Consider the following 26104-nt stretch of genomic DNA (forward strand, 5'->3'; position numbering starts at 1 on the left):
CGCCGAACTCTGCGACGACGTCCTCGCCGTCACCTCCACCGACAGCCAGGTCGTACAGGAGCTGCACCTGGTCTCCACCCACCTGCTCTGCGAGTACGTCGAGCAGGCCCTGCCCGCCGCGCTGGCCGCGTCGGCGGGTGGTTCCCGCGGGCCGGGCGCGCCGTCCCCGGCGGCCGGGGTGAGCACCGGCGTGGAGGTGGTGTGGGACGGCGGCCCCGGTCAGCAGGTGCAGGCGACAGGATGAGGAGGGGAAACGTGACGGGACCCGTGGTGGTGGTCGGTGACACCCTGCTCGACCGGGACGTGGAGGGGGTGGTCAACCGGCTCTGTCCGGACTCCCCGGTGCCGGTGCTCGACGAGACCGGATTCGTCGACCGGCCCGGCGGCGCCGGCCTGGCCGCGGTCTTCGCCGCCGCGCAGGGCGCCGAGGTGGTGCTGGTGACGGCCCTCGCCGACGACCCCGGCGCGGCCCGGCTGAGCGCGCTGCTCACCGCGGCCGGGGTGCAGGTGTACGCGCTCCCGCTGGCCGGTGCCACGCCGGAGAAGATCCGGCTGCGGGCCGGTGGCCGGGTGCTGCTGCGCCATGACCGGGGCGGCCCGCAGGGCGAGCCCGGTGAGCCGACCGAGGCGGTGCTGCGGGTGATCGCGGGCGCCTCCGCCGTCCTGGTCAGCGACTACGGCCGGGGGGTGGCCCGGCAGCCGGCGCTGCGCGCGGCCCTCGCCGCGACCCGGGCGCCGGTGGTGTGGGATCCCCATCCGCGGGGGCCGGCCGCGGTGCCGGGCGTGCAGCTGGCGACGCCGAACGAGTCCGAGGCGCGCGAGCTGGTGCCGGCGCTGCCCGGAGCGACCCGCCTGGCCACCGCCTCCCGCGGCGCCCAGGGGCTGCGCCGCCGGTGGCGGGCGGGCGCGGTCGCCGTGACCCTCGGCGGCGACGGCGCGCTGCTGTGCCACACCGACTCGACGCCGCTGATGGTGCCGTCCCCGGCGACCGCCGAGGGGGACACCTGCGGGGCCGGGGACCGGTTCGCGGCGTCCGCGAGTCTCGCCCTCGCCCGGGGTGCGCTGGTGTCCGAGGCGGTGCAGGAGGCGGTCGCCGAGGCGTCCGCGTACGTGGCGGCCGGGGGAGTGGCGACGGCGCTGCCGCCGCCGGTGCGTCCGGAGGCGGGCGCGGTCTCCGGCCCGGGTGCGGAGCGGATCGGTGTAGCCGCGGTGGCCGCGCTGCTCGCCGAGGTCCGGGCCGCCGGCGGGACGGTGGTCGCCACGGGCGGCTGTTTCGACCTGCTGCACGCCGGTCACGTGGCGACGTTGCAGGCGGCCCGGAAGCTCGGTGACTGTCTCGTCGTCTGCCTGAACTCCGACGCGAGCGTGGCCGGGTTGAAGGGGCCGGACCGGCCGGTCGTCCCGCAGGGCGACCGCAGCCGGCTGCTGGCCGCGTTGAGCTGCGTCGACGCGGTGATGATCTTCGACGAGCCGACGCCGCACGCCACACTGTCCTGGCTGCGCCCGGACATCTGGGTCAAGGGCGGCGACTACGCCACCGGCGCCGGGGACGTGCCGGCCCTGCCGGAGGCGGAGATCCTGCGCCGGTGGGGCGGGCACACGGTCGTCGTGCCGTACCTGGAGGGACGCTCGACCACCGACATGATCGCCGCCGCCCGGGGCGGTGGGCGGCTCGCCGGTGCGTACGGCGCCGCCGCCCGGTTCCCCGGGACCGACTGGGCCGCCGGCGCGGCGGCCCCGGCCGTGGAGGGGGCGCGGTGACCGGCGCGCAGGGAGGCGGATCCACCGTCCTGATCACCGGCGGTTCGAGCGGCCTGGGCGCGGCCGTGGTCGCCGCGGTCGCCCGCTCCGGTGGACGCCCGTTGGTGATCGACCGGCAGGCGCCCGGCGACGGGGTGCCCTGGGTCGAGTGCGACCTCGCGGACACGCGGGCCGCCGAGGCGGCCACCCGGCAGCTCGCCGAGCGCTCGGGCGGCCTGGACGCGGTCGTCACCGCCGCGGGGGTGGACGTGCCGGGGCGGCTCGCGGACGTCCCGGCGGAGACCTGGGAACGGATCGTCGCGGTGAACCTGCTCGCCACCGCCGCGGTGGTCCGGGCCGCCCTGCCCTACCTGGAGGCGTCGCGGGGGACCATCGTCACCGTGGCCTCGACGCTCGGCGTGAAGGCGGTCAGTGACGCCACGGCGTACTGCGCGTCGAAGTTCGGGGTGGTCGGCTTCACCCGCGCCCTCGCCGCCGAGCTGGCCGGCACGGTCGGCGTCACCCTGCTCGTCCCGGGTGGGATGCGCACCGCCTTCTTCGACGAGCGCGACGAGCGCTACCGGCCGGGCCCGGACGCGGTGCTCAACGACCCGGCCGACACCGCGGCCGCGGTCATGTTCGCGCTCGCCCAGCCGCCCGGCTGCGCGGTACGGGAGATGGTGGTCTGCGCCCAGCAGGAGTCGTCCTACCCGTGATCCTCGTGCTGCGCGCGCTGGGCGTCGGCGACCTGGCCACCGCCGTGCCGGCGCTGCGCGCGCTGCGGGCCGCCCACCCCGACCGGGAGCTGGTGCTCGCCGCGCCGGCCTGGCTGGCGCCGCTCGTCGACCTGGTCGGCGGCGTCGACCGGCTGGTCGACACCCCGGAGCCCGACCGGGCCCGCTGGCCCGGTCCGCCGCCCATCCTCGCGGTGAACCTGCACGGGCGGGGGCCCCGGTCGCACCGGGCGCTCGCCGCCGCCCGGCCCGGACGGCTGCTCGCCTTCGCCAACCCCGAGGCCCGGTTCACCGACGGGCCGCAGTGGGACGAGTCCGAGCACGAGGTGGAGCGCTGGTGCCGGCTGCTGCGCTGGTACGGCATCCCCGCCGACGCGTCCGACCTGGCGCTGGCCCGGCCTCCGGTGGGGGAGGTGCCGACGGGCGCCACCGTGGTGCACGCCGGCTCGAAGATCGCCGCGAAGCGCTGGCCCGCCGACCGCTTCGCGGCCCTGGCCCGACGGCTCGCCGAGCGGGGGCACCGGGTGGTGCTGACCGGCTCGTCCGACGAGCGGGAGCTGGTCGCCGGGGTGGCTGCCGCCGCCGGGCTGCCCGGCGACGCGGTCCTGGCCGGCAGGACCGATCTGGGGACGCTGGCGGCGCTCGTGGCGTACGCCCGGGTGGTGGTGAGCGGGGACACCGGGGTGGCCCACCTGGCGACCGGCTACGGCACGCCCTCCGTGGTGCTCTTCGGGCCGGTCCCGCCGCAGCGCTGGGGTCCGCCGCCGGGCCGGCCCCGGCACCGTGTGATCTGGGCCGGGGAGAGGGATTGGCCCAGCTGGGACGGGGTAGGAAGCCACCCGTCATTGACGGCCCTCGGGGTCGACGAGGTGTCGGCCGCCGTGGACGAGGTGGAACGGGTGGTGCGGGAGTCCGGTGCGGTTGCGGCGTAGCGATCCGGGCCGGCCGGGGTACGGGCGCCGGCGGCGCGGCAAGGGCTGGCTCTTCCTGGACCCGGGCGGCGAGCCGGTGCGCGACCCGGACCAGCTGGCCCGGCTGCGCGCCCTGGTGATCCCGCCCGCGTGGCGGGACGTGTGGATCTGTCCGTACCCGAACGGGCACATCCAGGCCACCGGCGTCGACGCGGCCGGCCGCAAGCAGTACCTCTACCACCCGGTGTGGCGGGAGAAGCGGGACGAGGCGAAGTTCGACCACGTCCTGGAGGTGGCCCGCCGGCTGCCGACGTTGCGTACGCGGGTCGACCAGGACCTCGGCGGACGCGGCCTGAACCGGGACCGGGTGCTCGCCACCGTGACCCGGCTGCTGGACATGGGCATGTTCCGGGTCGGCAGTGACCAGTACGCGGCCGGCGACGACCCGACGTTCGGGGTGTCCACCCTGCGACCCGAGCACGCCCGCTCCCGGGGTGGGTGCGTGGTGTTCGAGTTCCCCGCGAAGGGCGGGATCGAGCAGGTGCGTCGCATCGACGACCCGGAGCTGTGCCGGGTGCTCGTCAACCTGCGCCGGCGTCGGCGCGGCGCCGAACGGCTCTTCGGCTACTGGGACGGCCGCGACTGGCGGGACGTACGCGCCGACGAGGTCAACGAGTACCTGCGCGCCGCCAGCGGCGGGGAGATGACCGCGAAGGACTTCCGCACCTGGCACGCCACGGTGCGGGCCGCGATCGAGCTGGCCGCGGCGGAGCCGGCCCGTTCCGCGACCGCGCGCAAGCGGGCCGTGGCGGCGGTGATGCGGGAGGTGGCCGAGCTGCTCGGCAACACCCCGACGGTGGCCCGCACGTCCTACGTGGACCCGCGGGTCGTCGACCTCTACCACGACGGGGTGGTGGTGACGGTGGACCACCGTACGCCCCGCGAGAAGGCCGAACGGGCGGTGCTGGAGCTGCTTGAGGAGGCCTGACCGGCCCCGTCGCCGGTCCTGGGGGGAGAGGCGACGGGGCCGGAGCCCCAGACGTGTGGGGGCAACCGAGGCGGCACCCGCCCGGCGCTGCCGGTGGCGGGTGCCACGCCACGGTCCCCCGATGGCCGGCCGGAACCCGCCGATGGCTCGGACAGGTCGGCCGCTTCCGGCAAGTCTGCCGGCCCCGAATTGACCGTCCGCGCCGTACGGTTGACTCCCCGCGCCATTCCTGAACGCGGCGTCAGTGCCCTCCCGCGCGGTACGCCTGAGGCCCCACGCCGTAGGCGGCGCGGAAGGCGCGGCTGAAGTGGGCCCGGTCGGTGAAGCCCCAGCGGCGCGCGATGAGGTGGACCGGCCGGTGCCGCAGCAGCGGGTCGGCCAGGTCGCGCCGGCAACGCTCCAGCCGGCGCCGCCGGATGGCTCCGGCCACGGTCTCCTCCTCGGACTCGAAGAGGCGGTGCAGCGTCCGCAGCGAGATGTGGTGCGCGTCCGCCACGGCCTGCGGGCTCAGGTCCGGGTCGTCGAGGTGCCGCTCGAGGAAGTCACGGACCCGGGCGAGGAGTTCCCGCTGGCGCACCTCGGCCGGCAGCTCGTCGCAGGCGTCGAGGTGGCGGGCGAGCAGGGCGGAGACCAGGCTCAGCGTGACGTCGGCCAGGTACGGCACGTCACCCGCGCGGAACTCCTCCGGATACCGGGTGACGCGGTGCAGGTGCTGCGCCAGCAGCGCGCCGACCCCTTCCGTCCCGGACAGGCGAGCCGCGGTGAGCCGGTCGACCTTGTCGGCGCTCAGCGGCAGCAGCGAGCGGGGGATGACGGCGGTCACCGAGGCCGCGGGGACCCGGCCGTCGGCCTCGCCGAGGTGCGACAGGTCGTGCGGGCGACCCCAGTCGACAAGCGTGAAGTCGCCCACCGGGACGGAGGTGTCCCGTCGGCGGGCGCTGATCGCGCAGGTCCCGCCCATGGCCAGGGCGATCTGGTAGACCTCCGGGTCGGCCTGGCGGATCAGCCGGGGCGTACGCCGGCCGACCAGGGACTGGTAGCGGAAGCGGGTGAGCCCGATGCCGCCGAGGTCGATCATCCGGGCGCGGCCCTGGAAGTCGGCGGCGTGGTCGCTGGTGAAGGCGACCGGGGCGGACACCCGTGCGGCCATCTCCACCCAGAGGGGGAAGCGGTCCGCCGGTGCCACCACGCTCGTGTCCAGTGTCTCGACCCGGAGGCCCGTCATCGCCCCGATCCTTCCTCGCCCATCGTCGGCCGTCCCGGTCAGCGGGCCGTGCGGGTACGCACCAGCGCCTCGACGCCGTCCAGCACCCGGTCGAGGCCGAACGCGAACTCGTCGTCGGGGTCGTCGTCCTGCCCGAGCACGCCGGCGGCGAGCACCGCGTGCAGCGCCGAATAGCGCGCCGGATCAGCCAGCCGGGCGACCAGCCGGCCGTACGACGGCATGACCTGGCCGGGGTCCCGACCGGCGGCCTGTGCCGCGTCGAGGAGCTGCGTGGTGAGCAGCGCCTCGGTGCGCACGTAGCCGGTGAGCAGCAGCATCACCGACATCTTCTCGGCCTCGGTCAGGCCGGTGCCGTGCAGGCAGCGCAGGCCGGCGTCGAGCCAGCTGAGCTGGTGGGGGGTGACCGGCGGGCCGCTGATGGGGACCCGGACCACCCAGGGGTGGCGCTGCATGGCCTCGCGTTCGGCCCACGCCCACCGGGACAGGCCGGCGCGCCACCGCGGCCCGGATCCGTCCGGCGCGGGCGGCTCACCGTAGGCGGCGTCGACCATGAGCGTGAGCAGTTCCTCCTTGGCGCCGACGTACCGGTAGAGCGCCATGGTCGCCGCGCCCAGCTCCTTGGCGACGCGGCTCATCGACACGGCGGCGAGGCCCTCCGCGTCGGCGACCGCCACCCCGGCCGCGACGATGCCCGCCAGGGTCAGCCCGGGGCGGGGTCCTTTCGGGGCGCGCTCACGCAGCCCCCAGGCCGCCTCGATGGCCGGGGGGAGCGCCTCGTCTGCTGTCGGGTCCACGGTTCCTCCTTGCCGGCACATCCTAGTTCTGCGTATGGTCTACGCAGTAACGCGTATAGCGTACGCAGAAGGAGTCCCCATGCCCTCGACATCCCGCGCCGGTCGCCGCGAGTGGATCGGCTTCAGCGTGCTGATGCTGCCGCTGCTCCTGGTCTCGATGGACGTCTCGGTCCTCTACTTCGCCGTTCCCTTCCTCAGCGCCGAGCTGCGCCCGACCAGCACCGAACAGCTCTGGATCTTCGACATCTACGGCTTCGTCCTCGCGGGGCTGCTCATCACGATGGGCGCCCTCGGCGACCGGATCGGTCGGCGCCGGCTGTTGCTCTGCGGAGCCGTCGCGTTCGGCGCGGCGTCGGTGCTCGCCGCGTACGCCGACAGCGCCGGCACGTTGATCGCGGCCCGGGCGCTGCTCGGTGTGGGCGGCGCCACCCTGATGCCGTCGACGCTGGCGCTGGTCCGCAACATGTTCCACGACGAGAAGCAGCGCGGCACCGCGATCGCCATCTGGACGGCGGCCCTGACCGGCGGCATCGCCATCGGCCCGGTCCTCAGCGGCGTCCTGCTCGAACACTTCTGGTGGGGATCGATCTTCCTGATCAACCTGCCCGCGATGGTCCTGCTGCTCCTGCTCGCGCCGGCGCTGGTGCCGGAGTTCCGTAACCCGCGCGCCGGGCGTTTCGACCTGCTCAGCTCGGTGCTGTCGCTGGCCGCGCTCCTGCCGGTGATCTACGGCGTCAAGGAGCTGGCCCGGGACGGCTGGGCGCTCCGGCACGCGCTCGCCATCGCCGCGGGGCTCGTGGTCGCGGCGGTCTTCGTCCGCAGGCAGCGCCGGCTCGCGTACCCCATGGTCGACCTCACCCTGGTCCGCCGCCGGGCGGTCGGCGGGGCCCTCGGCGTCAACGTCGTGGCCATGTTCGCCATGGTCGGGTTCGCCATCTTCACCACCCAGCACCTCCAGTCGGTGCTCGGGTTCAGCCCGCTGCGCGCGGCACTGTGGAGCCTGGTGCCGTCCGTGGTCGTCGGCGGGATCGCGCCGGCCGCGGCCGCCCTGGCCCGGCGGATCGACCGGGCGTGGCTCATCGGCGCGGGGTTCGTCGTCGCGGCCGCCGGCTTCGTGGTGCTCACCCGGGTGCCGGCCGAGGACGGCCTGCTCACCCTGCTGCTCGGCGCCAGCGTCTACGCGGCCGGGCTGGTGGTCGTGATGTCACTGGTCACCGAGCTGGTGCTCGGCGCCGCGCCCCCGGAGCGCGCCGGAATGGCCTCGGCCTTGACCGAGTCGGGCAGCGAACTCGGCGGCGCGCTCGGCATGGCGGTGCTCGGCAGCGTGGGCGGCGCGCTCTACCGGCGCGAGGTGGTCGACGGGCTCCCCGGCGGTCTGCCCGCCGACGCGGTGGCCGCCACCCGGGAGACGCTGGCCGGGGCGCTGGCGGTCGCCGGGGAGCTGCCCGGGCAGGCGGGCGCCGCCGTACGGGCCGCCGCCGTGGACGCGTTCACCGACGGCCTGCACCTGGCCGCCGCCACCGCCGGGCTGCTCATGCTCGTCGCCGCCGCGCTGACCGTGACCACACTGCGCGGAGCGAGGCCGGACCCCGCCGCCACCCCGACCCCGACCCGCGACCCGGCCGCCACGCGCTGACCCCCCCGCCCCCGCGATCGCACGGGCTCGGCCGCCGAGATGTGGCGGAGGGCGCGCATGGCCGGGCCACCAGGCGCGCGATCGCGGGGATACCGGGGATCAGTCGTTCAGGACCTGGGCCAGGCGGTCGCGGAAGCGGCGCTCGGAGTCGCTGACCGTCTCGCCGCCGAGCCCGAGCACACCGCCGCTGGACGCCGCCACGACGACCTGCTCGGCGATCTCCACGAGCCAGTGCTTGTACGCCCCGGCCTCGCCCTCGTCGACCCGGGCGGCGAGCAGCGACGCGGCCTCTCCGGCCCGGGCGAGCACGTCCTCGATCAGCGCCCGCGGGTCGTCGGGGGAGATGACCGGCAGCTCCTCACCGGCCTCCGGGTCGCCCACCCGCGTCACGACCTCGCCGGCCACCGCGGCGACCAGCGGGCTGGCCGACTCGCGGCCGGCGGCGATGGTCTCCAGCCCGGCGGCGTTCTCGGCCATGGTGCGGCGCGTGCCGTCGGACTCCGCGGCGCTCGCCGCGGTCAGCACCGACTGCGGCAGCCCGACCAGCAGCCCCCACTCACCGTCGGAGAAGCCGAATCCGGTGTACGCCGGCTGTTCGATCACGGCAACGTCCCTTCCGCCTGTCTGTCAGTGCACGTCGGCGCGCGCCGGGGCGCGCGCCGGGCTCAGGCTAGTCCAGCGTCAACAGGTCCTGTTCGGACACCACGCGTACGGACAGTGTCTTGTACCCCACCTCGTCGAAGAGAACCGTCATCCGGTCCTCCTCGTAGCTCAGCACGAGACCCGGCCCCCACTCCGGGTGCCGGACCTGGCTGTGCACCGGGAACGGCCCGACCGCGCCGTCGTCCGGCGTGCTGGTGCCGGCGTGGCAGTTGTCGCAGTGCCCGCACACCTCGGTCATCTGCTCGCCGAAGTACGCGAGCAGCGCCTGCCCCCGGCAACCCGTGGTCTCCGCGAACGCCCTCATCATGTCGGTGCGGGACCGGGTGAGCGTCTGCTGGCGCTCCGCCTCGGTCAGGGCCGCCGCCGCGGCGTCCACCGGGGTCGGCGCGTAGCGGGGCACCCCGATCCGCCCCTTGGCCCGTGGCTCGGCGGCGCCGACCTGCTCCAGCAGGGACAGGTGCTGGCCGAGCTTGCGCGGGCCGAGCCCGGTCAGCTCCCGCAGCTCCTTGCGGGTGCGGGGCTCCGCCCGCAGCAGCGCCGCCAGATCACGCAGCTCGCCGGTGTCGGGCAGGCCGCCGCTGAAGAAGCGGCGCAGGCCGACGTCCTCGGCCTGCCAGAGCAGCAGCACCCGGGCCGGTGCGCCGTCGCGGCCGGCCCGGCCGATCTCCTGGAAGTAGCTGTCCGGCGAGTCGGGCAGCGCCATGTGCACCACCCAGGCGATGTTCGGCTTGTCGATGCCCATGCCGAACGCGGACGTGGCCACCATGATCGGAACCTGGTCGGCGAGGAACGCCTCGTGCAGGTCGGCCCGCGCCCCGGCCGGCATTCCGCCGTGGTAGTAGCGCGATGGGAAGCCCGCGTCGGTGAGCCGGGCGGCCAGGTCCTCGGCGGCGCGGCGGGTGGGGACGTAGATGATGCCCGGGCGCTCGTCCGCGCGCAGCAGCGCGATCAGTCGCCGCCAGCGGTAGTCCTCGGTGGCGCAGTACGCGACCTCGACGAAGAGGTTCGGCCGGTCCAGCCCGGAGATCACCACCTCCGGGTCGCGCAGTCGCAGCCGGGCGATGATGTCGTCGCGGACCGGCGGCGAGGCGGTGGCGGTCAGCGCCACGACGGGCGGTCGACCGATCCCCTCCACGAGGTGACCGAGCGCCAGGTAGTCGGGTCGGAAGTCGTGCCCCCACGCCGAGATGCAGTGCGCCTCGTCAACCGCCACCAGTGCCGGCTTCAGCGAGCGGACCTCGGCCATCCGGTCCGGGTCGGCGAGCTGCTCCGGGGTGATGAACAGGAACTCCGCCCGGCCGGCCCGCAGCTCCTCGATGGCCTCGGCCCGCTGGGCCGGGCTCTCGTGCGAGCTGATGCGGACGGCCCGCAGCTCGGGTCGTTGGCGCTCGTTGAGAGCCGCGATCTGGTCCTGTTGGAGGGCGAGCAGGGGGGAGATCACCACGGTCGGTCCGGGGATCAGGCTGGCCGGGATCTGGTAGATCGCCGACTTGCCGGCGCCGGTGGGGAGCACCACCAGGGCGTCGCGTCGTTTCATCACCGCGCGCATGGCGGCCAGTTGGTTGGGCCGCAGCGCGGTCCAGCCGAACAGGCTGCGGGCCGCGCGGCGCAGGGTCGTCGAGTGCCGGGTCAGGTTCATCGAGGGCCGGAGGTACCCGAGGCGATCACCGACGAAACCGTCTCCCTCGGGTCGGCGTCGTCGGGGACTCCGTCCGCCGTGGGCCCGCGGCTCCGGCCCCGGGGGCGCCGTGGGCAGCACCACCGGGGGCCGACACCGCGGGGTCGCGGGGCGCGGGCGGGACGGGGCCCGCCGGGATCACTGGTAGCGGGGGAGGATCTCCCGCTCGTAGAGGTCGAACAGGCCCTGGTAGTGGGGGCCGGTGTTGGCCACGTAGACCTCGTCGAAGCCGGCCTTCGCGTACTGCTCGATCATCTCCACGTGCGCCTCGGCGCTGTTGCCGCAGACGAACGACTCCTTCATCATCTCCGGCTTCACCAGCTGCGCGGCCTGCTCGAAGTGGCGCGGGGACGGCAGCACCTGGGACAGCTCGCCCGGCACGCCGGAGTTGGGCCACCGCTCGTACGCGAGCCGCATCCCCTCGTCCTCGCTGTCGGCGTAGGCGGCCTTGAAGCCGGCCTGGCACGGCTTGTCACCGCCGCCGCCCTCGCGGAACCGGCGCACCAGGTCGGCGTCGGGCATGGTGCTGATGTAGCCGTCGCCGAGCCGGGCGGCCAGGTCGACGGCCTTCGGGCCGAAGCCGGAGATGTAGATCGGCGGCGGGGCGTCCGGCAGCGTGTAGATCCGGGCGTGCTCGACGGTGTAGTGCTTGCCGTGGTGGTTGACGAACTCCCCGCGCCACAGCTCCCGCATCACCTCGATCGCCTCTTCCAGCATCTCCAGCCGGACGTCGGCCTGCGGCCAGGCGTCGCCGAGGATGTGCTCGTTGAGCGCCTCGCCGCTGCCGACCCCGAGCACGAAGCGGCCCGAGTGCAGCACGGCGCTGGTCGCCGCCGCCTGGGCGAGGACCGCCGGGTGGATCCGGACGGTCGGGCAGGTCACCGCCGTGGTCACCGGCAGCCGGCAGACCTGGCTGAGTGCCCCGATCACCGACCAGACGAAGGGACTCTGGCCCTGTGCGTCCACCCAGGGGTGGTAGTGGTCGGAGATCCAGAGCGCCTCGAAGCCGGCCCGCTCCGCGCCGCGCGCCTGGTCCAGCAGCTCGGCCGGGCTGTACTCCTCCGTGGACAGAAAATATCCGATCTTCATGGAACCCCCTCGTGACGTCACCGGGTCAACGAGGGGAGCGGTACCCCGGTGCCGGGAACGGCACACCGGTGCCCGCGCCGGGGACGGACTCAGCGGCGCCCGAACATCGCCCGGATCGCGGCGAGCAGCAGCAGGCCGCCCACCACGAGCCCGAGCAGTCGTACGCCGGGGATGTCGGCCGGGCTGGTCGCGTCGGCCAGCAGCGTGGAATCCATGCCCCGCACTCTGCCCACGGTCGCCCGGTCGAGCAACTGTAAGGTTTATTGACTATTTGGTGGCGCGGTGTGACCATGGCAGCACCGCCCGACCGGGCGGGCCGCCCTGGCGCGGAGAAGTGGGGGTACGGGGGCCGCATGAGCGAGCGCAGCGAGCGGACGGCCCGGCACGGCGCGCAGGCGCCCGCCGGGGACGCCGACCGGTGGGAGGCGTCGGCATGAGCCTTCCCGAGGGTCACCTGGCCGCGCTGGCGGCCGCCGTCCTCCAGCCCGGTTTCGTCGGCACCACCCCGCCGGACTGGGTCTGCCGGTGGCTGGGCGAAGGGCTCGGCTCGGTGGTGCTCTTCGCCCGCAACGTGCGCGACCACGCCCAGGTGGCCGCGCTGACCGCGGCGCTGCGCGCGGAGCGTCCCGACGTGATCGTGGCGATCGACGAGGAGGCCGGGGACGTCACCCGGATCGAGTCGGTGCGGGGCAGCTCCCGGCCGGGCAACTTCGCGCTTGGCGCGGTGGACGACCCGGACCTCACCGAGGCGGTGGCCCGCGACCTCGGCAACGACCTGGCGAGCCTCGGCGTCACCCTCGACTACGCGCCGGACGCCGACGTCAACTCCAACCCGGCCAACCCGGTCATCGGCGTACGGTCCTTCGGCGCGGATCCCGGGCTGGTGGCCCGGCACACCGCCGCCTGGGTCCGGGGCCTCCAGGCCGGCGGCGTCGCGGCGTGCGCCAAGCACTTCCCCGGCCACGGCGACACCCGGGTGGACTCCCACCACGACCTGCCGCTGATCAGCGGTGGCCGAGACCGGCTGGACGCCACCGAGCTGGCCCCGTTCCGCGCCGCCGTGGCCGCCGGGGCACAGGCGGTGATGACCGGGCACCTGCTGGTGCCCGCGCTGGATCCGGAGCTGCCCGCCACCCTGAGTCCCGGCATCCTGGGCGGGCTGCTCCGCGACGAGCTGGGCTTCTCCGGCGTGGTGGTCACCGACGCCGTCGAGATGCGGGCGGTCGCCGACCGCTACGGCTTCGCCGGCGCCACGGTCCGGGCGCTCGCCGCCGGCGCGGACGCGATCTGCATCGGCGGGGAACGGGCCGGCGAGGAGGACGCCCGCGAGCTGCGGGACGCCATCGTGGCCGCGGTGCTCTCCGGCGAGCTGCCGGAGGAGCGGCTCGCCGAGGCCGCCAAGCGGGTGGGCCAGCTCGCCGCGTGGACCGCCGCCGCCCGGGCCGCCCGACCCGCCCGGCACGGCCTGCCCGCCGACACGTCGGACGTCGGGTTGGCCGCCGCGCGGCGCGCGCTGCGGGTCACCACCACGGCGGCCGGCGTCCGGGCCCTGCCGCTGGCCGGTGCCGCGTACGTGGTCGAGTTCGAGCCGCCGCGCAACATCGCGATCGGGGCGGAGACCCCGTGGGGCATCGGGGGACCGCTCACCGCGCTGCTGCCCGGCACCACCACCCACCGGTACGCCGAGCCGGACGTGCCGGCCGACCCCACCGCGGGGGCCGGCGGCCGGCCCGTCGTGCTGGTCGTCCGCGACCTGCACCGCCACGACTGGATGCGGGCCGCCGTGACCCGCGCGCTGACCGCCCGCCCGGACGCCGTCGTGGTCGAACTCGGTGTGCCCGAGCTGGTCACCGGGGCGGTGCACGTCGCCACCCACGGCGCCACCCGGGCCGCCGGCCACGCCGCCGCCGAGCTGCTCGCCGGCGCCCGCTGACCGCCGCCGGGCGGGCGGGGAGGGCCTGCCCCGTCGGCGCGCGACGGTGGGTCAGGGCGCGTCGGTCACCAGGTCGGCGTACTCGGGGTGGCGGTCGATGAAGCCGGCCATGAACGAGCATCGCGGCACCACCCGCCCGCCGCGCTCGCGCACCTGGTCGAGCGTCCGGCGCACCAGCTCCGCGCCGACGCCCATGTCCCGGAACCGGGGGTCGATCTCGGTGCGCGTGAAGACCAGCACGTCCCCGCCCCGGGTCTCGTACGCGGCGAACCCCGCCAGCGCGTCGTCGACCAGGATCTCGAACCGGCGCTTCGCGGGATCGTCCTCGACCAGGCTGCTCACCCGACCATTGTCCGCCCGAGGGCGACCAGCCGGTCGAGTTCGCCGAGCAAGCGGTCCACCTCGTCGGCGGTGTTGTAGTGGTAGACGCTGGCCCGCACCGCGCCACCGGTGTCGCGCAGCCCCATGGCGGTGAAGTACTCGTAGGCGTAGTAGTCGCCCGCCGACAGGCAGAAGCCGGCCTCGCCGAGCTCCGCCTGGGTGCGGGCCGGCGTCAACCCGGCGACGCGGAACGAGACCGTGGGCCAGCGCCGGGCGGGGGAGCCGTAGACGGTGACGCCGTCCAGCGCGGCGAGCCCGGCGAGGAGCCGGTCCAGCAGCGCCTCCTCGTGCGCCTGTGCGGCGCTCAGCCCGGCCCGGAGGCGGGCGCGCCGGTCGCCGGTGGCGGCCGGGTCCAGCGTGGCGAGGTGGTCCACGGCGGCGGCCACCCCGGCGAGCAGCGGGAAGCTGGGCGTGCCGTACTCGAAACGCTCCGGCACGGCGTCGGAGGAGGGGATCAGCTTCGCGGGGCGCAGCGCGGCCCACCGTCGCGGGTCGCCCACCATGGCGGCCAGGTGCGGCCCCGACCACTTGTAGGCGCTGGTGACCAGCACGTCCGCGCCGAGCGTCGCCAGATCGGTCGGGGCGTGCGGCACCGAGTGCACCCCGTCCACGCAGACGAGGGCCCCGGCCGCGTGCGCGATCTTCGCGATCGCCGGCACGTCCGGCGCGGTGCCGGTCGCGTTGGAGCCGGCGGTCACCGCCACCAGCCGCGTGCGCTCGGTGACCAGCTCGGTGTACTGGTCGACGGGCAGGTCGCCGGTGCCCCGGTCGAAATCGGCCCAGCGCACGGTCGCGCCGGCCACCTCGGCGGCCTGCACCCACGGCCGGACGTTCGCGTCGTGGTCGAGGCGGGAGAGCACCACCTCGTCGCCGGGGCGCCAGGTCGCGCCGAGGGTACGCGCCAGGGTGTAGAGCAGCGCCGTGGCGCTCGGCCCGAGCACCACCCCCGCCGGCTCGCCGCCCACCAGGTCGGCCACCGCCGAACGGGCGTCCGCCACGAGCTCCAGCGCCCGCCGGCCCGGGCGGTACGCGCTGCTGCGGTTACTGACCGCGCTGCGCATCGCCCCGGCGACCGCGTCGATCACCGGCCCCGCGGTCTGGGTGCCCCCGGCACCGTCGAAGTGGACGAAGCCCTCGGCCAGGGCGGGGTAGGCGGCACGGACCCGGGTGACGTCGAACGGCATGGCGCCGACCCTAGCTCTCCTCGCGGTTGGGTCTCCTGGCGGGCGTCTCGTACCCTTGTCGGGGTGATGAAGCGACCCGGTACCTTCCCGCAGACCCCCACCCGCCGCGCCGCCGGCGTGCTGGCCGGCCTGGCGCTCGGCGTCGCGCTGCTCGCCGGCTGCAGCTCCGAGGGCGCCGACACCGACTGCAGCATCGCGGGCTCCTGCACGGTCACCTTCCAGCGCGGCGTCGACGCGAGCGCCAGCATCCTCGGCGTCGAGGCCAAGCTCGTCGGCGTCGAGGGCGACCAGGTGACCGTCGAGGTGGCCGGCGAGCAGGTCACCCTGCTCACGGGCCAGCAGGCGGCCGAGGTGGGCGGCCTGGCGGTCACGCTCGACAGCGTCACCGACCAGGAGATCAAGATCCGCGTCTCGCAGGGCTCCGGCGGCTGATCCGCCCGCCGGAGGCGGCGGCCACGTTTGACGATCACCGCGTGCGGAGACTGTGGCCTCCATGTCACTGACCCACAACGCCGAAGCCACCGCCGCCCGCACCGCGGACAGCCGGTGGCTGGAAGTCCTCACCCGGGCCGGCTTCGTCGGCTACGGGGTCGTGCATCTGCTCTTCGGCTGGCTGGCGCTGCAGATCGCGTTCGGCAGGTCCGCCGACGACGGCGACCAGTCGGGCGCGCTGCGCACCCTGGCCGCCCAGCCGCTGGGCAAGGTCCTGGTCGTGGCCACCGCCGTCGGGCTGCTCGCGATGGCGCTGTGGCAGGCGCTGGAGGCGGCCGGCGGGCACCGCGCCGAGCGGGGCCGGGAACGGACGTGGGAACGCCTCGCCTCGGCCGGTCGGACCCTCGTCTACCTCTACTTCGCCTGGACGGCGTACAAGGTGTTCGCCGACGCCGGCTCGAACAGCGCCGACCAGCAGGAGGCGCTCACCGGGCGGGCCATGGAGTCCGCCGGTGGCCGGTGGCTGGTGGGTCTGGCCGGGCTGGTGCTCGCCGCGATCGGTGTCGGCCTGGTCGTCTACGGGCTGGTGAAGCGCTTCGAGAAGCACCTCCGGCGCGGCGAGATGAGCCCGCGCGTCCGGCGGCTCTCCCGCCGGCTGGGCGTCGCCGGCTACACGGCCAAGGGCGTCGCGTACGCCATCGCCGGCGTGCTCGTGATCGTGGCCGCCGTCAACTACGACCCGGGCAAGGCTCGCGGGCTGGACGCGGCGCTGCACACGCTGCGTGAGCAGTCGTACGGGACCGTGCTCCTGACCCTGGTCGCCCTCGGCATCATCGCCTTCGGCGCCTTCTGCTTCCTCCAGTCCCGCTACCGCCGGGTCTGACCCGGTCGACGAGATCCGGGCGTGGCCGTCCGGATCGCCGTCGTGCCCGGAAAGTGCCCGGAACTCAGGGAGGAAGTCTGTGCAGCACTATCTCGAGACCGTCGCCGCCGCGCTCGCCGCGGCGGCGATCGCCATCCTGGTCACCACGGTGGTGCACCGGGTGACCCGCCGGCTCGGCCGCCGTTCGCGGCTGATGACGGAACTCACCGACCACGCCCACCGCCCGTTCCAGGTAGCCGCCACCGTGGTGGCGGTCCAGTTCGCCGTGCGGTTCACCACCGGCTACGCCGTCGGCACGCCGTGGCGGCAGGCCCTGCTGCACGTGCTGGTGCTCGCGGTCATCGCCAGCGTGGCGTGGCTGGTCGCCGCGCTGCTCGTGGTCACCGAGGACACGGCGCTGGCCCGGTTCCGGGTCGACGTGCCGGACAACCGGCACGCCCGACGGGTGCGCACCCAGGTCGTGATGCTGCGCCGGCTGACCATCGCGGTGATCGTGATCCTGACCCTCGGGGTCATGCTCATGACGTTCCCCAGCGTGCGGGGCGTCGGGGCCGGTGTGCTGACCAGCGCGGGTGTGGCCGGTGTCGTCGCGGCGCTCGCCGCGCAGAGCCTGCTCGGCAACGTCTTCGCCGGGCTCCAACTCGCGTTCAGCGACGCGGTGCGGCTGGACGACGTGGTGGTCGTCGAGGGGGAGTGGGGCCGCATCGAGGAGCTGACCCTCAGCTACGTGGTGGTGCAGATCTGGGACGACCGGCGGCTGATCCTGCCGACCTCGTACTTCACCAGCAAGCCGTTCCAGAACTGGACGCGTACGGAGGCCGCGGTGCTCGGCACGGCCGAGTTCGACGTGGACTGGGCCGTCCCGGTGCAGGCGATGCGGGAGGAGCTGCGCCGCCTCGTGGAGAGCACCGAGCTGTGGGACGGTCGCGTCTGCGTGCTCCAGGTGACCGACGCGACCGGGGGCACGGTCCGGATCCGCGCGCTGGTCAGCGCCGCCGACGCGGGCAGCCTGTGGGATCTGCGCTGCCTGGTCCGGGAGCACCTGGTGGCCTGGGTGCGCGACCAGCGCCCGACCGCGATGCCCCGCGTCCGCACCGAACTCGGCGACGCCCGCAGCGACCTGCCGTGGCAGTGGGTGCAGCCGCGCCGCCCGGCCGGGCGGTTGGCCGACGGCGAGGTGCCCGACGACGCGCGGCTCTTCGGCGGCAGCGACGACGGCGACGCCCGCAGCGAGGCGTTCGTGGGCCCCGACGAGCCCGTGGAGGCGCGCCGCTGACCGCTCCGCCCGGCGGATGCTTGCCGGCCCCGGCCCTCGCGGCCGGGGCCGACGCGTGCCCCCGACGTGTCCTCCGGGTGGGTGCGGGCGTTCTCCGTGGCGGAGGAGTACGCCGGCCGGGCACGGGAGTCGCCCGATCCGGGAGGTTTGACCCGGTGGCTACCGGGGACCTGCTGCCGGACGTCTCTTCGCGTTCCGGGCGCGGCGCGCCCAGGATTGGCGAACGGCGACTCCGGGCATACAGCGCGGTGATGACGAAAGGAGGACAGCATGGCTGACGTGGCGAACGCCCGCACATCCCGCAACGGGAGCGAGCCCTCCACCGCCGAGCTGGTGCAGCGGGCCACGGAGCAGATCTCCCGCCTGGTGCGGGACGAGCTGGCGCTGGCCCGGGCGGAGTTGACCCAGAAGGGCAAGCACGCCGGCATCGGCATCGGCCTCTTCGGCGGCGGCGGAGCACTGGCGTTCTACGGCCTCGGTGCGCTGGTCGTCACCGCGATCCTGCTGCTGGACCTGGTGCTGCCGGCCTGGGCCGCCGCGCTGATCATCGCGGTCGGTCTCTTCCTGCTGGCCGGCATCCTGGCCCTGGTCGGCAAGCAGCAGGTCAGCCGCGCGGTCCCGCCGGTCCCCGCGGCCACCGTCCGCAGCGTACGGGCGGACGTGGACGTCCTCGCCGCCGCGGTGAAGGACAGGGGACGGTCATGACGGGCAACGGGCGCGTCGACACCGAGGCGCTGCGGGAGGAGATCCGGCGGACCCGGGTCGAGCTGGGCGAGACGATGGAGGCGCTGGCCGCCAAGGCCGACGTCAAGGCCCGGCTGAGGGGATCCGCCGACCAGGCGCGCCAGCGGATGCGGGAGCAGGCCGCGCAGACCGTGGCCCGGGTGCGCGGGCAGGCGGCGCGCCGGGCCGAGGAGGCCCGCGCGCAGGCGCACCGCAGGGGTGAGCTGGCGCGGCGCAGTCCGGCGCCCCTGGTGGTGGTCGCGGCGGGCGCGGTCGCCACCGCGGTCGTGCTGCTGATCCTTCGAGGGAGGCGACGGTGAGCAGGGCCATCGGCAGGGCCGCGTACAAGCCGGTCGGGGTGCTGCTCGGCATCGCCGCCGGCACGGTCGCCGGCGCGATCTTCCGTCAGGTGTGGAAGATGACCGCGGGCGACGGCGACGCGCCCAGCGCCACCGACGAGGACCGCGGCTGGGGGGAGATCCTCGCGGCCGCCGCGTTGCAGGGAGCCATCTTCGCGGTCGTCCGGGCGGCGGTGGACCGGGGCGGCGCGGTGAGCGTACGCCGCCTCACCGGGCGGTGGCCCGACTGATCCACATTCGGCGTGCGAGGCCCCCTCCCGTATCGACGGCGAGGGGGCCTTTCGCACGGCGGTAAGCGCCCACCCAGCGGATCGAGGACATCCGTCAGGTCACATGTCGGAGAATTTCGTCGGGTAGACTGTGCAGAGTTTTTGCGTACGTGGTTTGCTGTTCCCCGCTGTTGCGAGATGGCGTGGGTTGAGAGAAGTCTCCTTCACCGGGGGCCGCCTCAGGCGCCGCTGCTCGAAAACGGCCAATCGGCCGCACGGCGTGCTCGGCCGCCAGTTTTAGAAGGAGATACACATGGCGCAGGGAACCGTGAAGTGGTTCAACGCTGACAAGGGCTTCGGCTTCATCACCGTCGACGGCGGGGGTGCTGACGTGTTCGTCCACTTCTCGGCCATCCAGACCAGCGGCTACCGCACGCTGGAGGAGAACCAGCGGGTGGAGTTCGAGATCGCTCAGGGCCAGAAGGGCCCGCAGGCTGAGCAGGTCCGCCCCCTCTGAGCAGTGCCGGCCGGCCCCGGCCGGCCAGTGGGCTGATCCACCTTCGGATCGACAGTGGAACCCCGCGTCCCGTCCGGGACGCGGGGTTCTCCGCTTTCTCGCCCGGTGTCCACCGGCGTGCGGGGCGATCCCGAGCGGTGTCCGGCGCGTCAGGGGCGCCGGCGACGGGCGCGCAGCCCCACCACGATCGCCACGAGCCCGGCCAGCATCACGACCGGGCCGACCACCACCCAGATCCGCTCGCCCGTCATCACGCTGCCCTCGACGTAGCCCAGGCCCTGGACCGTCCAGACGGCACCGATCACCACGGCCAGCAGGCCGAGCGTGAGCAGGAACCAGCCCCTCATCGCGTACCCCCTTCCCGGGCCGCCGGGCGCCGGTGACCCACCACGCCCCGGCCGGTCCGCCGCCCGCCCCGCGTCCGCGGTGCGGGGGCGGGGCCATCCGGCGGGCGGGTCACCACCGGTCGTGCACCTGCGGGCGGATCAGCTCGTCGTAGACCTCGCGCACGCCCGCCAGCTGTGCGTCGGACAGCGATGGCAGCTCGGCCGCCGCGACGTTGCGCCGGGCCTGCTCGGCGTCGCGGGCGCCGGGGATGACCACGGTGACCCCGGGCTGGTCCAGCACCCAGCGCAGCGCGAACTGCGCCATGGTGGTCCCGGCGTCGACCAGCGGCGCGAGCCGGCGCACGGCCGCGAGGCCCAGGTCGAAGTCGACACCGGAGAACGTCTCGCCGACGTCGAACGCCTCGCCGTGCCGGTTGTACGTCCGGTGGTCGTCGGGGCCGAACGTGGTGTTCTCGTCGTACCGGCCGGAGAGCAGGCCGCTGGCCAGCGGCACCCGGGCGATGATGCCGACGCCGGCGGCGGAGGCGGCGGGCAGCACCCGTTCGAGGGGCTTGTGCCGCAGCGCGTTGAGGATGATCTGGACGCTCGCGACGCCCGGGCGGGCGATCGCGGTCAGCGCCTGGTCGGCGGTCTCCACGCTGACCCCGTAGCCGGCGATGGCCTCCTCGGCGACCAGCGTGTCGAGGGCGTCGAAGACCGAGTCGTCGGCGAAGACGGCGGTGGGCGGGCAGTGCAGCTGCACCAGGTCCAGTGTGTCCATGCCGAGGTTGGCCCGCGAGCGGTCGGTCCACTCGCGGAAGTGCGCGAGGGTGTAGGCCTCCGGTCGCTGCTCGACGCGGCGGCCCATCTTCGTGGCGACGGTCAGCCCGGCGTCCGGGCGGGACCGCAGGAAGCGGCCGATGAGCTGTTCGCTGCGGCCGTCGCCGTAGACGTCGGCGGTGTCCAGGAAGGTGACCCCGGCGTCGACCGCGGCGGTCAGGACCGCCATGGCGTCGTCCTCGGTGACCGTGCCCCAGTCGGCGCCGAGCTGCCAGGCGCCGAGGCCGACGACCCCGACGGTGCGTTCGAGTCGGGTGAAGGTGCGCTGCTCCATGCCGTCGAGCCTAGTGAGCGGCTTGCCGCGGCGGGCACGGGGCCGTACGGTAAACAAGACGTACGTACGGTTTGGGAGGCACGCTCATGTGGGATCCGGCGACGTACCTGCGCTACGGCGACGAGCGGTCCCGGCCGTTCCACGACCTGGTGGCCCGGATCGGGGCCGAGCGGCCGCGCACGGTCGTCGACCTCGGCTGCGGCCCCGGCCAGCTCACCGCCACCCTGACCGGGCGGTGGCCGGGCAGCCGGGTGGTCGGGCTGGACTCCTCGCCGGAGATGATCGAGCGGGCCATCGCGCTCGACACGCCGGCCCAGTTCCACGTCGGCGACGTCCGCGACTGGCGGCCCGACGCGGACGTCGACGTGGTGGTCACCAACGCGGTGCTCCAGTGGGTGCCCGGTCACCGCGAGCTGCTCGGGCGCTGGGCGCGGCAGCTGTCGGCCGGCGCCTGGCTCGGCGTGCAGGTGCCGGGGAACTTCGCCGCGCCGTCGCACCGCGCCCTGCGGGAGGTCGCGTCGCGGCCCGCCTGGCGGGACGAGCTGCTGCCGCTGCTGCGACCGGCCCCGGTCGACGACCCGGCCGACTACGCGGCGCTGCTGACCGGTGCGGGCTGCGCGGTGGACGCCTGGGAGACTACCTACGTGCACCTGCTCCCGGCCCGCGCCGACGCCGCGCACCCCGTGCTCGCGTGGATGGAGGGCACCGCCCTGCGGCCGGTCCGCGCGGCCCTGGACGCCACCCGGTGGGCCGACTTCCGTGCCGAGCTGGAGGTACGGCTCACCGAGGCGTACCCGGCGCACCACGGCCAGGTGTACTTCCCGTTCCGCCGCGTCTTCGTCGTCGCCCGCGCCGGCGCCCGTGCCGAGGAGAACCAGTGACCGACCTGCCCACCTTCATCGCCGGACTGCCCAAGGTGGAGCTGCACGTGCACCACGTGGGCTCCGCCTCGCCCCGGATCGTCGCCGAGCTGGCCGCCCGCCACGAGGGGCGCACCCCGGTGCCGGCCGACCCGGCCGCGCTGGTCGACTACTTCGCGTTCCGCGACTTCGCCCACTTCATCGAGGTCTACCTCAGCGTCGTGGACCTGATCCGCGACCCCGAGGACGTCTGGATCCTCACCCACGAGGTGGCCCGCGAGCTGGCCCGCCAGCAGGTCCGGTACGCCGAGCTGACCATCACCCCCTACTCGCACGTGCGGCGGGGCATCCCCGCACCCGCGTTCTGCGAGGCGATCGAGGACGCGCGCAAGCGGGCCGAGGCCGACTTCGGCATCGAGCTGCGGTGGTGCTTCGACATCCCCGGCGAGGCCGGTCTGGCCTCGGCGGAGGAGACGCTGCGCATCGCGCTGGAGCAGCGCCCGGACGGGCTGATCAGCTTCGGGCTGGGCGGTCCCGAGATCGGGGTGCCCCGGCCGCAGTTCAAGCCGTACTTCGACCAGGCCCGCGCGGCGGGGCTGCGCTCGGTGCCGCACGCCGGGGAGACCACCGGCCCGCAGACCATCTGGGACGCGCTGCGCGACCTCGGCGCGGAGCGGATCGGCCACGGCATCTCCGCGGCGCAGGACCCGGAGCTGCTGGCGTACCTGGCGGAGCACCGTATCGCCATGGAGGTCTGCCCCACCTCGAACGTACGCACCCGGGCCGTGGCCGGCCTCGACGAGCACCCGCTGCCCCGGCTCGTCGAGGCGGGGTTGCTGGTCACCATCAACAGCGACGACCCGCCGATGTTCGGCACCACCCTCAACGACGAGTACGCCGTCGCGGCCCGCCTGCTCGGCGTCGGACCGGAGGGGATCGCCGCGCTGGCCCGCGACGCGGTGACCGCCTCGTTCCTGGACCCCGCGGGCAAGCAGCGCATCACCGCGGAGATCGACGCCTACCTGGCCGCCACCGGGCGCTGAACCGACCGGGGTGAGGGCGCGCGGCGGGAGCTGGTGTGGGGGGACCGTTCTCCCGCCGCGCGCACTGCCCCACCGGCGGAGTGGGTGCGCGACGCGCCCGCCGGTGGAACTGATGGGTTCGTACCGAGATCCTGTCAGCTGCCGGCGCGGCCACCACCGCCGTTAATGCGGATCTAAGGAAGACTTGCGCCCGCCCACAACCGGGCGCGCGAGCGCGACCGTCAGCGCCCGCTGGGCCGCTGGCGGGGCCAGCGGCGGCCCCCGCCGCTCTGCTCACGGGCCTCCCGTGCCATCCGGCCCACCAGCCCGAACCGGTTGACCTGCCGGGGGCTCGCCTCCGGGTCGGCGAGCAGCATCACCACACTCGCCCCGCCCAGGTGGGCCCGGTCGATGCTCACCGAGCCGTTGGCCTGCAACGCGACCCGCTTGGCGATGTCCAGGCCCAGGCCCGTGGAGCCCCGGTCGCTGGCCCCGCGGCGCAGCGCCCGGTCGGGGTCGGCGATGCCCGGGCCGGCGTCGTCGATGCGGATCGCCACGTACCCGTCGCGGCGGGAGACGGCCACCTCGAACGCGGTGCCCTGCGGGGTGTAGCGGAACACGTTGCCGATCACCGCGTCCAGCGCGGCGGCCAGCTCCGCGCGCGGCACCGGCGCGGGAATGCGCAGCTGCGCCCCGAACACCCGGTGCGGCCGGTTCTGGTCGCCGGCCAGCGCCGACCAGAACACCATCCGGTCCCGGACCACCTCGCTGACGTCGCACATGGCCGGCCCGGTCTCGTGCGCCACCGCCTTGCGGGTGGTCTTGATCAGCACGTCGATCTCGCCCTCGAGGGTGACGATCGCCTGCCGGATCCGCCGGATGCCGCGCCGCCGGTCCAGCTCGGCCTGGCTGAACGTGCCGACGCTGGTGTCGTCGGACTCCAGCGCCTCGGCGTCGAGCCGGAGCACGGTCAGCGGCGTCCGCAGCCGGTGCGACAGGTCGGCGACGAGCTCCCGCTCGTCCGTGCGGGCCGCCACGAGGTGCTCGGCCATCCGGTTGAACGCGTGCCCGGCCTCGGCCAGCTCCCGCGGGCCGGTCGGCTCCACCCGGGCCGCCAGGTCACCGTCGCCGATCGCCAGCGCCCCCTCGACCAGCCCGCGGGCCGCGTAGACCGTCCGGGTGGCGACCCGGTCGACCACCACGACCGCGGCGCCGACCAGCACCACCCCGACCGCGCCGAGCAGCAACAGGCGGCGACCGGCCCCGGCGTCCAGGGCGTCGTCGGGCACGAAGACCTCGACGACCGCGACCCGGTCACCGAGCACCACCGGGTCGAGGCGGGCCACGCCGCCGGCCACGTCGACGACGAGCGACTGCCGCTCGGCGCGGGCGCGGTCGAGGTCGGCGCCCGCGGCCCGGCCGGCGCCGGTGCCACCGTCGAGCCCGTGCACCACCGGACGGGTGGCCGGGTCGTCGCCGCTGGCCGCCACCGCCCGTTCGATCACCGCCGGCTCGGTGCTGACGGCGAGCGCGCCGGTGACCAGCGCGCTACGGCGGGCCGCGTCGGCGATCACCTCCTCCCGCGCCCGGTCGCCGAGGCTGAGCGCGAGCGGGACCAGGAAGGCGAGCGCGACGAGCGCGCACACGCCGGCCGTGAGCAGGGCCAGCGTGCTCCTCAGTCCGGCGCCACCAGCCGGAAGCCGACCCCCCGCACGGTGCGCAGGTAGCGCGGCTTCGCCGCGGACTCGCCCATTTTGCGGCGCAGCCAGTAGAGATGTACGTCGATGGTCTGATCCTCGCCGACCGACGGCTGCCGCCATACCTCCTCCAAGAGTTCCCGGCGGGACACTACCCGCCCGGGACGTGCGGCGAGATACGCCAGCAGGTCGAATTCCTTGCGGGTCAGCGCCAGCGGCTCCCCGTCGAGATGGGCGCTGCGCTCGCCGACGTCCACCCGGAGCCCGCCCACCACGTGCACGGCGGGCTGGACGGCGCGGCTGGCCCGGCCCACGCGCCGCAGCACCGTGGTGATCCGGGCGTCGAGGTGCGCGCCGGTGAACGGCTTGACCATGTAGTCGTCGGCGCCGGCGCGGAGCAGCCGGACCACCGACTGCTCGTCGTCGCGGGCCGTGGCGATGATGATCGGCACGTCGGTGATGCCGCGCAGCATGCGCAGCGCGTCCGAGCCGTCCAGGTCGGGCAGGCCGAGGTCGAGCACCACCAGGTCGGGCGTCTCGGCGGCGACCCGGCGCAGTGCGTCCAGCGCCGTGCCCACGGCGTGCACGGCGTGCCCCCGATCCGCGAGGGAACGCAGCATCGCGCCGCGGACGACGTGATCGTCTTCGACCAGGAGGACGGTGGCCACCCCCAGACCGTACTTGGCCTGGCAAGTTGATCGCGTTGCGGCGCACCTGGGAACCGGGCAAGCTGGTACAACGATGTCCTTCACGCTCTTCGCCGACGCCCGCCTCGCGCTCGCCCGGGACAGCCTCGCCGGCCTGTCCGTCGGCGACGGGCTCGGTTCGCAGTTCTTCGTCCCCGGCCGGCACCCGGAGGATCTGACCGCCGGGCGGCTGCCGCCGGCCCCGTGGGAGTGGACCGACGACACCGAGATGGCGTGCTCGGTGGTGGCCGAGCTGGCCGAGTCGGGCCGGATCGACCGGGACCGGCTGGCGCTCGCGTTCGCCGAGCGGGCCGAGCCCTACCGGGGGTACGGACCGGGCGCCGTGAGCATCCTGCGGCTGATCCGCACCGGCACGCCCTGGCCGGTCGCGGCCGCGTCCGCCTTCGGCGGGCAGGGCTCCTGCGGAAACGGGGCCGCCATGCGGGTGGGGCCGGTCGGGGCGTACTTCGCCGACTCGACCTCCCGGGCGGCGGCCGAGGCCCGCGCGTCGGCCGAGGTGACCCACGCGCACCCGGAGGGGATCGCCGGGGCGGTCGCGGTGGCGGTCGCCGCGGCGCTGGCGGCCCGGGGTCGCCTCGACGGGGACCGCCCTCGGGCGAACCGCCTGCTCGCCGGGGTCGCCGCCGCGGTCGACCCGGCCACCGAGGTGCACCGGCGGGTACGCCGCGCGGGCGAGCTGCTCGGCCACCCGCTGTCGCGGGTTGTGGCGGCGCTCGGCAACGGGTCCCGGGTCACCGCGCAGGACACGGTGGGCTTCACGCTGTGGGTCGCCGCCACCCACCTGGACGACTATCCGGCCGCCATCCGGGCGTGCGTCGAGGCGGGCGGCGACGTCGACACCACCGCCGCGATCGCCGGGGGCGTGGTGGCCGCGTACGCCGGCGTGGGCACCCCGGGCGGAGTGCCGAGCGACTGGGTGGCCGCCCGGGAGCCCCTGCCCGCCTGGCTTCCCTGAGCCGGGATCACCGGTAGGTCGGCTGACCGAGGTGCGTCCGCGTGGTCGGGGAGCTGGTCGCCGCTCGT

29 protein-coding genes and 1 pseudogene are annotated in these 26104 nt (G+C 75.1%); 18 read left to right on the forward strand and 12 right to left on the reverse strand.

What is annotated here, in order from left to right; genetic code table 11:
- The 5 genes and pseudogenes from SM573_RS26135 to SM573_RS26155 form a co-directional block, all read left to right on the forward strand.
- Nucleotides 1–244, forward strand: a pseudogene (locus tag SM573_RS26135) (phosphoheptose isomerase); the annotation flags it as partial.
- A gap of 26 nt (nucleotides 245–270) precedes the next feature.
- Entirely contained in the window at nucleotides 271–1761 is a 1491-nt protein-coding gene (locus SM573_RS26140) for a PfkB family carbohydrate kinase (RefSeq protein WP_474617334.1), read from the forward strand.
- Nucleotides 1758–2456, forward strand: a complete 699-nt coding sequence (locus SM573_RS26145) for an SDR family oxidoreductase (RefSeq protein WP_474617292.1) — start codon at nucleotides 1758–1760, stop codon at nucleotides 2454–2456. Before SM573_RS26140 ends, SM573_RS26145 begins: the two co-directional genes overlap by 4 nt.
- The gene (locus SM573_RS26150) at nucleotides 2453–3406 is read left to right on the forward strand and encodes a glycosyltransferase family 9 protein (protein ID WP_474615002.1); all 954 of its coding nucleotides are present in this window, start codon (nucleotides 2453–2455) and stop codon (nucleotides 3404–3406) included. The genes SM573_RS26145 and SM573_RS26150 overlap by 4 nt, the downstream gene beginning before the upstream one ends.
- On the forward strand, nucleotides 3390–4373 hold the full coding sequence (locus SM573_RS26155; protein ID WP_474615003.1) for a DNA topoisomerase IB: 984 nt from the start codon (nucleotides 3390–3392) through the stop codon (nucleotides 4371–4373). The genes SM573_RS26150 and SM573_RS26155 overlap by 17 nt, the downstream gene beginning before the upstream one ends.
- A gap of 241 nt (nucleotides 4374–4614) precedes the next feature.
- Here SM573_RS26155 and SM573_RS26160 read toward each other — a convergent pair whose 3' ends face one another.
- Entirely contained in the window at nucleotides 4615–5598 is a 984-nt protein-coding gene (locus SM573_RS26160) for an AraC-like ligand-binding domain-containing protein (protein ID WP_474617293.1), read from the reverse strand.
- Nucleotides 5599–5636: 38 nt separating this feature from the next.
- Nucleotides 5637–6392 carry a TetR/AcrR family transcriptional regulator gene (locus tag SM573_RS26165; RefSeq protein WP_474615005.1) on the reverse strand — a complete coding sequence of 252 codons (756 nt, stop codon included), beginning with the start codon at nucleotides 6390–6392 and terminating at the stop codon, nucleotides 5637–5639.
- A gap of 79 nt (nucleotides 6393–6471) precedes the next feature.
- Between SM573_RS26165 and SM573_RS26170 the strand changes: the two genes are divergently transcribed.
- The gene (locus tag SM573_RS26170) at nucleotides 6472–8028 is read left to right on the forward strand and encodes an MFS transporter (protein WP_474615006.1); all 1557 of its coding nucleotides are present in this window, start codon (nucleotides 6472–6474) and stop codon (nucleotides 8026–8028) included.
- 99 nt (nucleotides 8029–8127) lie between these two features.
- On the opposite strand, the gene SM573_RS26175 is transcribed toward SM573_RS26170, so the two are convergent.
- From SM573_RS26175 to SM573_RS26190, 4 genes are all read right to left on the reverse strand, one after another.
- On the reverse strand, nucleotides 8128–8631 hold the full coding sequence (locus SM573_RS26175; protein ID WP_474617294.1) for a hypothetical protein: 504 nt from the start codon (nucleotides 8629–8631) through the stop codon (nucleotides 8128–8130).
- A gap of 67 nt (nucleotides 8632–8698) precedes the next feature.
- The gene (locus SM573_RS26180) at nucleotides 8699–10330 is read right to left on the reverse strand and encodes a RecQ family ATP-dependent DNA helicase (protein ID WP_474617295.1); all 1632 of its coding nucleotides are present in this window, start codon (nucleotides 10328–10330) and stop codon (nucleotides 8699–8701) included.
- 177 nt (nucleotides 10331–10507) lie between these two features.
- The gene (locus tag SM573_RS26185) at nucleotides 10508–11458 is read right to left on the reverse strand and encodes a TIGR03557 family F420-dependent LLM class oxidoreductase (protein ID WP_474615009.1); all 951 of its coding nucleotides are present in this window, start codon (nucleotides 11456–11458) and stop codon (nucleotides 10508–10510) included.
- Nucleotides 11459–11547: 89 nt separating this feature from the next.
- On the reverse strand, nucleotides 11548–11673 hold the full coding sequence (locus SM573_RS26190; protein WP_474617296.1) for a hypothetical protein: 126 nt from the start codon (nucleotides 11671–11673) through the stop codon (nucleotides 11548–11550).
- Nucleotides 11674–11748: 75 nt separating this feature from the next.
- Here SM573_RS26190 and SM573_RS26195 point away from each other — a divergent pair, with 75 nt between their 5' ends.
- Nucleotides 11749–11895: a hypothetical protein gene (locus SM573_RS26195; RefSeq protein WP_474615011.1), complete on the forward strand. Its 147-nt coding sequence runs from the start codon at nucleotides 11749–11751 to the stop codon at nucleotides 11893–11895.
- A complete protein-coding gene (locus SM573_RS26200; protein ID WP_474615012.1) occupies nucleotides 11892–13391 on the forward strand; it encodes a glycoside hydrolase family 3 protein in 1500 nt (499 codons plus the stop codon). The genes SM573_RS26195 and SM573_RS26200 overlap by 4 nt, the downstream gene beginning before the upstream one ends.
- 51 nt (nucleotides 13392–13442) lie before the next feature.
- Here SM573_RS26200 and SM573_RS26205 read toward each other — a convergent pair whose 3' ends face one another.
- Nucleotides 13443–13733: a GNAT family N-acetyltransferase gene (locus tag SM573_RS26205; RefSeq protein ID WP_474617297.1), complete on the reverse strand. Its 291-nt coding sequence runs from the start codon at nucleotides 13731–13733 to the stop codon at nucleotides 13443–13445.
- Nucleotides 13730–14956 (reverse strand): cysteine desulfurase-like protein, encoded by a 1227-nt coding sequence (locus SM573_RS26210; protein ID WP_474617298.1) that lies wholly within the window; start codon nucleotides 14954–14956, stop codon nucleotides 13730–13732. Before SM573_RS26210 ends, SM573_RS26205 begins: the two co-directional genes overlap by 4 nt.
- A 66-nt stretch (nucleotides 14957–15022) precedes the next feature.
- Here SM573_RS26210 and SM573_RS26215 point away from each other — a divergent pair, with 66 nt between their 5' ends.
- From SM573_RS26215 to SM573_RS26245, 7 genes are all read left to right on the forward strand, one after another.
- On the forward strand, nucleotides 15023–15388 hold the full coding sequence (locus SM573_RS26215) for a hypothetical protein (RefSeq protein ID WP_474615015.1): 366 nt from the start codon (nucleotides 15023–15025) through the stop codon (nucleotides 15386–15388).
- Nucleotides 15389–15449: 61 nt separating this feature from the next.
- Entirely contained in the window at nucleotides 15450–16271 is an 822-nt protein-coding gene (locus SM573_RS26220; RefSeq protein ID WP_474615016.1) for a DUF1206 domain-containing protein, read from the forward strand.
- Nucleotides 16272–16350: 79 nt separating this feature from the next.
- Complete coding sequence (locus SM573_RS26225; RefSeq protein ID WP_474615017.1) at nucleotides 16351–17547, forward strand: mechanosensitive ion channel family protein; 1197 nt, start codon at nucleotides 16351–16353, stop codon at nucleotides 17545–17547.
- Nucleotides 17548–17817: 270 nt separating this feature from the next.
- On the forward strand, nucleotides 17818–18252 hold the full coding sequence (locus SM573_RS26230) for a phage holin family protein (RefSeq protein ID WP_474615018.1): 435 nt from the start codon (nucleotides 17818–17820) through the stop codon (nucleotides 18250–18252).
- Nucleotides 18249–18590, forward strand: coding sequence for a DUF3618 domain-containing protein (locus tag SM573_RS26235; protein WP_474615019.1), 342 nt, complete (start codon nucleotides 18249–18251; stop codon nucleotides 18588–18590). The genes SM573_RS26230 and SM573_RS26235 overlap by 4 nt, the downstream gene beginning before the upstream one ends.
- A gap of 8 nt (nucleotides 18591–18598) precedes the next feature.
- Complete coding sequence (locus SM573_RS26240; RefSeq protein ID WP_474617335.1) at nucleotides 18599–18859, forward strand: DUF4235 domain-containing protein; 261 nt, start codon at nucleotides 18599–18601, stop codon at nucleotides 18857–18859.
- A gap of 292 nt (nucleotides 18860–19151) precedes the next feature.
- Complete coding sequence (locus SM573_RS26245; protein WP_011905669.1) at nucleotides 19152–19355, forward strand: cold-shock protein; 204 nt, start codon at nucleotides 19152–19154, stop codon at nucleotides 19353–19355.
- 149 nt (nucleotides 19356–19504) lie between these two features.
- On the opposite strand, the gene SM573_RS26250 is transcribed toward SM573_RS26245, so the two are convergent.
- Together SM573_RS26250 and SM573_RS26255 are read right to left on the reverse strand one after the other, a co-directional pair.
- Nucleotides 19505–19702, reverse strand: a complete 198-nt coding sequence (locus SM573_RS26250; RefSeq protein ID WP_474615020.1) for a hypothetical protein — start codon at nucleotides 19700–19702, stop codon at nucleotides 19505–19507.
- A gap of 109 nt (nucleotides 19703–19811) precedes the next feature.
- Nucleotides 19812–20795, reverse strand: coding sequence for an aldo/keto reductase (locus tag SM573_RS26255; protein ID WP_474617299.1), 984 nt, complete (start codon nucleotides 20793–20795; stop codon nucleotides 19812–19814).
- Nucleotides 20796–20881: 86 nt separating this feature from the next.
- Here SM573_RS26255 and SM573_RS26260 point away from each other — a divergent pair, with 86 nt between their 5' ends.
- Together SM573_RS26260 and SM573_RS26265 are read left to right on the forward strand one after the other, a co-directional pair.
- Nucleotides 20882–21676 (forward strand): trans-aconitate 2-methyltransferase, encoded by a 795-nt coding sequence (locus SM573_RS26260; protein ID WP_474617300.1) that lies wholly within the window; start codon nucleotides 20882–20884, stop codon nucleotides 21674–21676.
- Nucleotides 21673–22698 carry an adenosine deaminase gene (locus SM573_RS26265; protein ID WP_474615023.1) on the forward strand — a complete coding sequence of 342 codons (1026 nt, stop codon included), beginning with the start codon at nucleotides 21673–21675 and terminating at the stop codon, nucleotides 22696–22698. The genes SM573_RS26260 and SM573_RS26265 overlap by 4 nt, the downstream gene beginning before the upstream one ends.
- A gap of 221 nt (nucleotides 22699–22919) precedes the next feature.
- Here SM573_RS26265 and SM573_RS26270 read toward each other — a convergent pair whose 3' ends face one another.
- Nucleotides 22920–24323: a HAMP domain-containing sensor histidine kinase gene (locus SM573_RS26270; protein ID WP_474617301.1), complete on the reverse strand. Its 1404-nt coding sequence runs from the start codon at nucleotides 24321–24323 to the stop codon at nucleotides 22920–22922.
- Between the two features lie 29 nt (nucleotides 24324–24352).
- Nucleotides 24353–25042, reverse strand: a complete 690-nt coding sequence (locus tag SM573_RS26275) for a response regulator transcription factor (protein WP_474615025.1) — start codon at nucleotides 25040–25042, stop codon at nucleotides 24353–24355.
- Nucleotides 25043–25115: 73 nt separating this feature from the next.
- Here SM573_RS26275 and SM573_RS26280 point away from each other — a divergent pair, with 73 nt between their 5' ends.
- Nucleotides 25116–26036, forward strand: coding sequence for an ADP-ribosylglycohydrolase family protein (locus SM573_RS26280; RefSeq protein WP_474617302.1), 921 nt, complete (start codon nucleotides 25116–25118; stop codon nucleotides 26034–26036).
- Nucleotides 26037–26104 lie beyond the last annotated feature (68 nt).

The organism is Micromonospora xinjiangensis (assembly GCF_056150165.1).

What these genes read in the sequence shown, in the direction of transcription:
- SM573_RS26160 (WP_474617293.1), bottom strand. Translation starts at nt 5,598, where the DNA reads ATGACGGGCCTCCGGGTCGAGACACTGGACACGAGCGTGGTGGCACCG.
- SM573_RS26170 (WP_474615006.1), top strand. Translation starts at nt 6,472, where the DNA reads ATGCCCTCGACATCCCGCGCCGGTCGCCGCGAGTGGATCGGCTTCAGC.
- SM573_RS26180 (WP_474617295.1), bottom strand. Translation starts at nt 10,330, where the DNA reads ATGAACCTGACCCGGCACTCGACGACCCTGCGCCGCGCGGCCCGCAGC.
- SM573_RS26185 (WP_474615009.1), bottom strand. Translation starts at nt 11,458, where the DNA reads ATGAAGATCGGATATTTTCTGTCCACGGAGGAGTACAGCCCGGCCGAG.
- SM573_RS26190 (WP_474617296.1), bottom strand. Translation starts at nt 11,673, where the DNA reads ATGGATTCCACGCTGCTGGCCGACGCGACCAGCCCGGCCGACATCCCC.
- SM573_RS26195 (WP_474615011.1), top strand. Translation starts at nt 11,749, where the DNA reads ATGGCAGCACCGCCCGACCGGGCGGGCCGCCCTGGCGCGGAGAAGTGG.
- SM573_RS26200 (WP_474615012.1), top strand. Translation starts at nt 11,892, where the DNA reads ATGAGCCTTCCCGAGGGTCACCTGGCCGCGCTGGCGGCCGCCGTCCTC.
- SM573_RS26210 (WP_474617298.1), bottom strand. Translation starts at nt 14,956, where the DNA reads ATGCCGTTCGACGTCACCCGGGTCCGTGCCGCCTACCCCGCCCTGGCC.
- SM573_RS26215 (WP_474615015.1), top strand. Translation starts at nt 15,023, where the DNA reads ATGAAGCGACCCGGTACCTTCCCGCAGACCCCCACCCGCCGCGCCGCC.
- SM573_RS26220 (WP_474615016.1), top strand. Translation starts at nt 15,450, where the DNA reads ATGTCACTGACCCACAACGCCGAAGCCACCGCCGCCCGCACCGCGGAC.
- SM573_RS26230 (WP_474615018.1), top strand. Translation starts at nt 17,818, where the DNA reads ATGGCTGACGTGGCGAACGCCCGCACATCCCGCAACGGGAGCGAGCCC.
- SM573_RS26235 (WP_474615019.1), top strand. Translation starts at nt 18,249, where the DNA reads ATGACGGGCAACGGGCGCGTCGACACCGAGGCGCTGCGGGAGGAGATC.
- SM573_RS26245 (WP_011905669.1), top strand. Translation starts at nt 19,152, where the DNA reads ATGGCGCAGGGAACCGTGAAGTGGTTCAACGCTGACAAGGGCTTCGGC.
- SM573_RS26250 (WP_474615020.1), bottom strand. Translation starts at nt 19,702, where the DNA reads ATGAGGGGCTGGTTCCTGCTCACGCTCGGCCTGCTGGCCGTGGTGATC.
- SM573_RS26255 (WP_474617299.1), bottom strand. Translation starts at nt 20,795, where the DNA reads ATGGAGCAGCGCACCTTCACCCGACTCGAACGCACCGTCGGGGTCGTC.
- SM573_RS26260 (WP_474617300.1), top strand. Translation starts at nt 20,882, where the DNA reads ATGTGGGATCCGGCGACGTACCTGCGCTACGGCGACGAGCGGTCCCGG.
- SM573_RS26280 (WP_474617302.1), top strand. Translation starts at nt 25,116, where the DNA reads ATGTCCTTCACGCTCTTCGCCGACGCCCGCCTCGCGCTCGCCCGGGAC.